The following is a 5,422-nucleotide window of genomic DNA, read 5'->3' as shown; positions in this document are numbered from 1 at the left end:
AATGAAACAGCCCTGCGCTTGCGGGGGAGGGGCCGGGGGAGGGGGCACCCTCTCCGCAGCGACACATCTCGGGCACCGCTCGTCACACGCCGCGACTCCCTGCGGCGGGGACGGACGACACATCTGCGGACGAGGGATGGCGGAAGAGAAGTCGGTGGAGGATTGGCTTCTGGGCCGCGGGCCCGTGCCGGACGCGAGCGCGCTTCGCGAGGCGGGGCTGGCGGCGTACGCGCACGCGGTGCTGCCGGACGGCGACCCGGTTCGCGTTGCGCTACGCAGCGACTATTACGCCGCGGCCCTGCGCCACCAGCGCATCAAGCGCGCGCTGCTGCCGCTGCTGCGGGCGTGGAGCGCGCGCGGCATCGAGGTGCTGCTCTTCAAGGGCTTCCACCTGGCGGAGATGGCGTACGAGTCGCCCGGCACGCGCATCTACAGCGACGTGGACCTGCTGGTGCGCCCCGAGCGGGCGGACGAGGCGCTGCGCGTGGCGCACGAGCTGGGCTGGCTGGACCCCTTCCACGCCGAGGCCTTCGGGCAGCCGCACTCGCACACGCTGTTCACGCTCTTCCACGCGCGCGAGGGTTTCGAGGTGGACGTGCACCGCCTGGCAGTGCACGCCACCCACCGCTGGAGCGCGGTGCAGGAGGCGATCACCGACGCGCTGTGGGCCGCCTCGCGCGAGCGGCAGTGGGAGGGGATCGCCGTGCGCGAGCCCACGCCGGTGGACTCGCTGCTCGTGGGCCTCGTCCTCCAGCGATGCTGGGGAGATGCGTGGCAGGTGCGCGCCCGCGACTTCGTGGACGTGCAGACGGTGGAGCGCCGCGCGGGCGCGATGGACGCCCGCCTCCGCGCCCGTGCGGCGGAGCTCCGCTGCTCGGCGACGCTGGAGATCTTCCTGTCGCGCTGCGATCCCGGCGCGGGGCGGCTGTCGCTGGGCGCGCCCTCGCCCGGGGAGGTGCGGCGGTGGCGGGCGGCGGTGGCGCGGGAGCGGCCGGGGCTGGGCATGGAGACGCTGATGTACCGCCTGCTGCGCATCCGCCGCGCCGTGCGGTTCGTGCCGCGCGGGTGGCTGGAGCTGCTGCACGCCCGCCGCGCGCTCGCGAAGGGCGGCGACCTGCGCGCCGTGCTCGCGAGGCTCACGCCGCCCGCCCCGCTCGCGAGCCTGGACCCGGCGCGGCAGGACCGCGAGGCCGTGCAGGAGGGCGTCCGCTGGGCGCAGCGCGTCTTCCCCGGCGGCGGCGCGGACGCGGCGACGCTGCGGTCGCTGGCGCTGTACGCGGTGCTGCGGCGGCAGGGCTGGCCGGTGGTGTTCGTGCGCGGCCTGCCGGCGGACGGCTCCCGCGGGCCCGCGCACGCGTGGATCGAGCTGGACGGGCGCGTCCCGCACGGCCTCGGCGAGCCGGACAACCGCCGGAACTACCGCGTGGACCTGGAGTTCCCAGAGCCTGAGATGGCTGCATCTGCGGGGGATGCGACGCCGGGAGATGTGGAGCTCGCGCCCGCGGCGAAGGCTGCCGCGTCGTAGTCGGCAGCCGGTCCGCCGATGCAGCGTTGGCCGGCCGGCGCTGCCGGGGTCCGCGCTCGGAAGTGTTTCCGGGTGGTTCGCGGGAGCGTGCGAACCGGCGCGCGGCAGGCGCCCGAACGCGGGGCCGCGGCCTCTTGATTCGGCGGCGGGGCCGGTTTATCTTCGTATTCGTTCCCCCAGACATCTCCCCGCGCGGCATCCCCTGCCGCTGGTGATCCTCCTTCTCAGCCGTCCCGCAGCACCGATCGTCCGGCCGCCTTCGCGGTTTCGGGCGGGGCGTGCGCAACCGGGGTCAGGAGCGCGCCGTGATCAGCCCCGCATCTCCCTGCAAGCACGCTTTTCCGCACTCCCTGTGGCACCGCGACCCCGACTGCCGCGGCACGTGGTGCGAGCACGATTCCGGCGGCGTCGCATCGTGGCGCTGCGACGCGTGCCGTGTGATGTACTCCCGCTCCGAGGCCTTCGACGCCGCCGCGGACTGGGACCGCGTGCTCTCCGAGCTCGCCGGGACGCTGACGCGCGAGGGCGGGCAGCTGCTGGCCGCGGAGCGCGCCGCCCACGCACGTGCCTGGCTCGGGCCGCAGATCTTCCGTGTTCTTGGCACGTTGCTGCGCGCCCTGAGAGGCACGGCGGCGGCGGTGTAGCCGGGCATCGGCGGCGTGGCTGTCGGATGATCGGATCGGGGCGTCACTCGCGGGTGGCGCCCCGATCCGCATCTCCCGGCTGTGCGTGCGCAGGGGGCGCTGGCCGGATCGAGCCGTCCGGTCCGTGCACGTACGACGCGAGGGTTGGATGGCGGATGGCGGCGTCGTAACTTCCCGATGCGCGCCGCATTCGGCGCCGGTCTGGAGATTGTGGCGCCGCCGTCCATCTCCCGCGTCGGCCGACCGCGCCGCAGGGCGTCGGATGAACGTCGGACGCCTCGCATCGCCTTCTCGGGATGGGCCCAGTTCACGAATGCGATGCATCACATCGGCGGTGGGGCCGAGGACAGGCGGAGTATCTCGGCTGACGAGCAGCCGAGGGGGCCGCTGGACATCTACCGCATCGTCCCGATCGACCATCCACAGCAGCTTTCGCGCTGATACACACGGAGATCACATGCTCGAGGACCGGTTCGGCCAGGGGATGACGTTCGCGGAGTTCCTGGAGGTGGCGGTGGAGAACCGCGAGCTGTGGCCCAAGCTGTACGAGCGCGCCGCGCTTCCGGAGGCGTTCGCCGCGCGCGTACGGGCCCTGCCCGGCCGCTGGCACCTGCTGGTGCTGAGCGAGGACTGGTGCGGCGACTCGGTGAACACCATTCCCATGCTCCAGCGCCTCACCGAGGCGGCGCCCGGGGTGGACCTGCGCCTGCTGGGCCGCGACGCCAACCTGGACCTCATGGATGCGCACCTCACCGGCACGTCGCGCTCCATTCCCGTGGTGATGGTGCTGGACGAGGACTTCCGCGAGCGCGGCTGGTGGGGCCCGCGCCCCGCTCCGCTCCAGAAGTGGGTCCTGGAAGAGGGCCTGAAGCTGCCCAAGGAGGAGCGATACAAGCTGGTGCGCACCTGGTACGTGCGCGACCGCGGCGCCACGATGCTCGAAGAGGTGGTGTCGCTGCTGGAGCGCATTGCCGCGGGCGCCCAGGCGCCGCCCCTGCCCGCCGCGGCCGCGGAGCCGGTGCGGTAGCTGCGACACCGTTCCTCGTCCGAGCCCGTCGGGAGATGGCCGGGCTACGTGACGGCGCCGGTAGATGCGCATCCGGTGGGTGATCGTTGAGCACGGCACCATCGGCTGGACGATCCCCGTGCGGATGAGCGATGAATCAAAGGAGCCGCATCGTTGCGGCGGATGGGATGCAGGGGCCTGGCGCGATGGATTGCGCCGGGCCCTTCGTCGTTCGGCGGATGCGGGAAGCGGGCTTCGGCGGCCGGAACTCGTTCTTGGCGCGCATCTTGTAAACGGCGGCCCGGAGTTCTCGCGAGAAGGTGCACCGTGGAGGGGAGCGACGATGGGCCGTATGGCTGCGGCGGTGACCCGCCTGGCGGAGACGGCTGGACGCAGGCGGCGGGCGTGAGCGATCGCCCCGCTCCCGATGCGCTGCCGCACGGCGAGGCGCGCCACCGCGACCAGCTCGCCGAGACCGAGCGCCGCGCCCGCGAGGCCGACGCCGCGGCGGAGCGGCTGCGCGAGCAGGCTGCGCGGCTGGAGGAGCAGACCCGCGTGGCCCGCGAGATGGCGCGCGACGCGGAGGTGGCGCGCGACGCGGAGGTGGCGCAGGCCCGCGCCCGCGCGGCTCAGGAAGAGGCGGAGGCGGCGCTGCGGCGGCTGCGGGCGGCGCAGGAGATCTCCGACGCGGCCGCGGCGGGGGCGACGTCGGGCGCCGCGCTGCACGGGCTGCTGGAGCGGCTGCGGGAGGCGCTGGAAGCGGACACGGCCATGCTCCTGGTGCTGGAGGCGGACGGCACGCACCTGCGAGCGGCCGCGCTGGCGGGGCTGGGTGATCCCGCCCCGGTGTGCGTGGCGCTCGGCGAGGGCTTCGCGGGCCGGATCGCCGCGGAGCGGGCGTCGCGCGTGGAGTGCGCACCGGAGATGGCCGTGGACGCGTCGCTGCACCCGGACGTGCGCTCGGCGGCGGGCGTGCCGATGGCGGCCGGCGGGCGGCTCACCGGCGTGCTGCACGTGGGCAGCCGCGGCGAACGGAGGTTCACCGAGGGCGACCTGGCGCTTCTGCAGCTGGTAGCGGACCGCGCCGCGCTGGCGGTGGAGCGCGAGGCGCTGTACGAGGCCGAGCACGCCGCCCGCACCGCCGCCGAGCGCGCGGCCGAGTCCACCTCGCGCATCCTGGCCGTGACCGCGGCCCTGTCGCGCTCCGCCACGGTGCACGACGTGGTCTCGGCCGCGGTGGGCGAGGCGATGGCCGCGACGGGGGCCGAGGCGGGGGTGGTGGCCCTGGTGGCGGAAGGCGGCGCGGAGGGCGAGGTGGTGCACGCCGTGGGCTACCCGCCGGGCGACCTGAGGCGCTGGCGCCGCTTTCCGCTGTCGCTCGCCACGCCCATGGGCGACGTGGTGGCATCGGGCGAGTCGGTGTACGTGTGCGACCGGGACGACTGGCGCGCGCGCTACCCGGAGCTGCTGGAAACCGTGGAGTCCGGCGGGCGGCGCGCCACGGCCACGCTGCCGCTGGCGGCGGGCGGCGCCGTGCTGGGCGTGCTGGGCCTCAGCTACCCGGAGTTCCACGAGTTCGGCGGCGACGAGCGCGCGCTGCTGCTGGCGCTGGCGCGGCAGGCGGGCCAGGCGCTGGGCCGCGCGCGCCTGTACGAGGGCGAGCAGCGCCTGCGCGAGGCCGCCGAGGCCGCCAGCCGCAGCAAGGGCGAGTTCCTGGCCACCATGAGCCACGAGATCCGCACGCCCATCAACGCCATCCTGGGCTTCAACGAGCTTCTGGAGATGGAGATCGCCGGGCCGCTCACCGCCCGGCAGCGGCAGTACGTGGAGCGGGTGCGGCACAGCGGGGCGCACCTGCTGGGGCTGGTGAACGAGGTGCTGGACCTGGCCAAGGTCGAGGCCGGCCAGATGACGGTGGGCCGCGCCCGCGGGCCGGTGGTGCCGGTGGTGGATGCCGCCATGGCGCTCGTGCAGCCCCAGGCCGCCGCCCGGCAGTTGGCGCTAGAGTCCGCCTGCACCGCGCAGGCGGCGTACGAGGGCGACGAGAACCGCGTGAGGCAGATCCTGGTGAACCTGCTCACGAACGCGGTGAAGTTCACGGCGCCCGGCGGCCGCGTGTCGGTAGCGTGCGCGACGGCGGATGCCGGGGCCGAGGGTGCGCCCGCGGGCGGGCCGTGGGTGGCGCTGCGGGTGGAGGACACCGGCATCGGCATCCCGCCGGACCGGCTGGAGGCGGTGTTCGAGGCG

4 protein-coding genes are annotated in these 5,422 nt (G+C 74.7%); all 4 read left to right on the top strand.

Going from position 1 to position 5,422, the window contains the following annotated elements:
• Positions 1 to 136 precede the first annotated feature (136 nt).
• A complete protein-coding gene (locus VFE05_09205; GenBank protein HET6230233.1) occupies positions 137 to 1,525 on the top strand; it encodes a lasso peptide biosynthesis B2 protein in 1,389 nt (462 codons plus the stop codon).
• A gap of 440 nt (positions 1,526 to 1,965) precedes the next feature.
• Complete coding sequence (locus VFE05_09200) at positions 1,966 to 2,169, top strand: hypothetical protein (GenBank protein ID HET6230232.1); 204 nt, start codon at positions 1,966 to 1,968, stop codon at positions 2,167 to 2,169.
• A gap of 457 nt (positions 2,170 to 2,626) precedes the next feature.
• Positions 2,627 to 3,196: a thioredoxin family protein gene (locus tag VFE05_09195; GenBank protein ID HET6230231.1), complete on the top strand. Its 570-nt coding sequence runs from the start codon at positions 2,627 to 2,629 to the stop codon at positions 3,194 to 3,196.
• A 384-nt stretch (positions 3,197 to 3,580) separates the two neighbouring features.
• Positions 3,581 to 5,422 (top strand): GAF domain-containing protein (locus tag VFE05_09190; protein HET6230230.1); only part of this gene is annotated, 1,842 nt, incomplete at its 3' end.

This window comes from Longimicrobiaceae bacterium (genome assembly GCA_035696245.1).
Taxonomy (GTDB): Bacteria; Gemmatimonadota; Gemmatimonadetes; order Longimicrobiales; family Longimicrobiaceae; genus DASRQW01.
This window is presented reverse-complemented; position numbering and strand designations above follow the sequence as displayed.

Bases quoted from the DNA above. Each gene is read 5' to 3' on its own strand.
- VFE05_09200 (HET6230232.1), top strand. From the start codon at position 1,966: ATGTACTCCCGCTCCGAGGCCTTCGACGCCGCCGCGGACTGGGACCGC.
- VFE05_09205 (HET6230233.1), top strand. From the start codon at position 137: ATGGCGGAAGAGAAGTCGGTGGAGGATTGGCTTCTGGGCCGCGGGCCC.
- VFE05_09195 (HET6230231.1), top strand. From the start codon at position 2,627: ATGCTCGAGGACCGGTTCGGCCAGGGGATGACGTTCGCGGAGTTCCTG.